Here is a 1,557-nt window from a genome sequence, read left to right as displayed (position 1 = left end):
TATGAAGTGGCAGACCCTTTCCACAAAACAGTCGAAATAGAAGACCATCTGAAACGCCATTTTGGCGAGTCCATAAACATCAGCCTATGTATGCACGACATCAGCCTGCTCATAGCATACCCAGCTTTCGAACGGCTCAGTTTATACGCCAGATACACACCGACCAACAAGTTTTCAGGGTATTTCAATCCTTTGAGCTATGCCTGCTCATAGCATACCCAGCTTTCGAACGGCTCAGTCTATACGCCAGATACACACCAACCAACGAGTTCGCCGGGTATTTCAATCCTTTTAGTTACGGCATGATGATTTGCATGGGAACGCTAAATTCTCCTTTCCAATACCAGACCGAAGGTGTGTTGCTGCATGAGGTGCAGCATCTTATACAAGAGGAAGAGGACTTTGCCCGTGGTGGAAACCTGTCACAAGGCAGGAGACGATATTTGAGAATGGCTGGCGAGGTGGAAGCGCGTAACGTATGCATCAGGCACTCGATGAGTTCTGAACAACGCCGCTCGTCGTTGCGGACAGACACGCAGGATGTGCCAGACGCAGAACAAATAATAGTGTTCTGTTAGAATTTACTGATAGTGGATTTTTCATAAATACCCATTGGCGGAATTAATTCAGTGCACGCTTAATTCTAATGTCAGTTTGTGCTAAATTGGGCACGGTGCTTGCCCAACTGGGGAACGCTGCTTTCTCATCATGGGCACGCTGCTTACCCCTGTTGGGCAGAATTGCTGTCAGACGTCTGCCCAATAATTGACTGTTGTAATACTGTTTCCTACCCTTGATTTTTTCCCCCACAGCGTGGGGAACATAACCCCCTAATGTGGGGTTTCATTCCCCACGTTAGGGGGGATATAAGCCGGTGGGTCAACTTTACGAAAAATTGGAGGGTTTAAATTTGCTTATTACAAATACCCATATTCCTGTTTTCTGGATTCAGCAAACGCATACAATCCCTATAGTCTGAATTCCTCACATCTGACAATTCGTAAGCGCATCCGCGATGCTCGTGTATGCGGCCAAAAAAAACATCGCCCAAGTTTTTATTCCCTTTCATCAGCAAACCATCCAGACAATTGGCTGACAATCGCCAGACAGTCAACTGTCTGTTTTTCAGAATGTTATGACGAAAAACCAGATGATCTGACAGTTTTTCGGAATTTCTCGCTTTTACTAAGAATCAGAGGTATGGGCATCCATTTCGTCAGCTTTTTTATCATGACCTTTCCTTTCCTCTCATTTTCTTTCCGATTCCTTTTCTCTTATCGCTTGTCATCTTCTTTTCTTGAAGAACTCCTGCATCAGCGTCCGGCATTCCTCTTCGAGTACTCCTCCGATGGCTGTCGCTTTGGGATGAAGTACGTTGGGTGCGAATTTGTGATAGCCTCGCTTTTCATCGGGTGCTCCGTATACGATGCGTGGTATCTGTGCCCATCCGATGGCTCCGGCACACATGGGACACGGTTCCACGGTGACGTAGAGCGTGCAGTCGGTGAGATATTTGCCTCCCAAGGCATTTGCGGCAGCCGTTATCGCCTGCATCTC

Annotated in this window: 2 protein-coding genes and 1 pseudogene (1 of these 3 only partly in view); 2 read left to right on the top strand and 1 reads right to left on the bottom strand. The window is 46.9% G+C overall.

The annotated features are described in order from the left end of the window. Together QVO99_RS00780 and QVO99_RS00775 are read left to right on the top strand one after the other, a co-directional pair. Nucleotides 1–213 (top strand): hypothetical protein (locus QVO99_RS00780; RefSeq protein WP_288176838.1); only part of this gene is annotated, 213 nt, incomplete at its 5' end. Nucleotides 214–314: 101 nt separating this feature from the next. After that, nucleotides 315–578 carry a hypothetical protein gene (locus tag QVO99_RS00775; protein ID WP_288176837.1) on the top strand — a complete coding sequence of 88 codons (264 nt, stop codon included), beginning with the start codon at nucleotides 315–317 and terminating at the stop codon, nucleotides 576–578. A gap of 706 nt (nucleotides 579–1,284) precedes the next feature. Here the strand turns inward: QVO99_RS00775 and QVO99_RS00770 are convergent. Beyond that, a pseudogene (locus QVO99_RS00770) lies at nucleotides 1,285–1,557 on the bottom strand (nucleoside deaminase); it runs 197 nt beyond the window's last position.

It is taken from the genome of Prevotella sp. CAG:592 (assembly GCF_000436015.1).
GTDB classification, from domain to species: Bacteria; Bacteroidota; Bacteroidia; order Bacteroidales; family Bacteroidaceae; genus Prevotella; species Prevotella pectinovora.
Note: the sequence above shows the minus strand (reverse complement) of the source record. Positions and strands in the feature narration are given on the sequence as shown.

Coding starts and splice junctions, on each gene's coding strand:
- QVO99_RS00775 (WP_288176837.1), top strand. CDS start 315: ATGGGAACGCTAAATTCTCCTTTCCAATACCAGACCGAAGGTGTGTTG.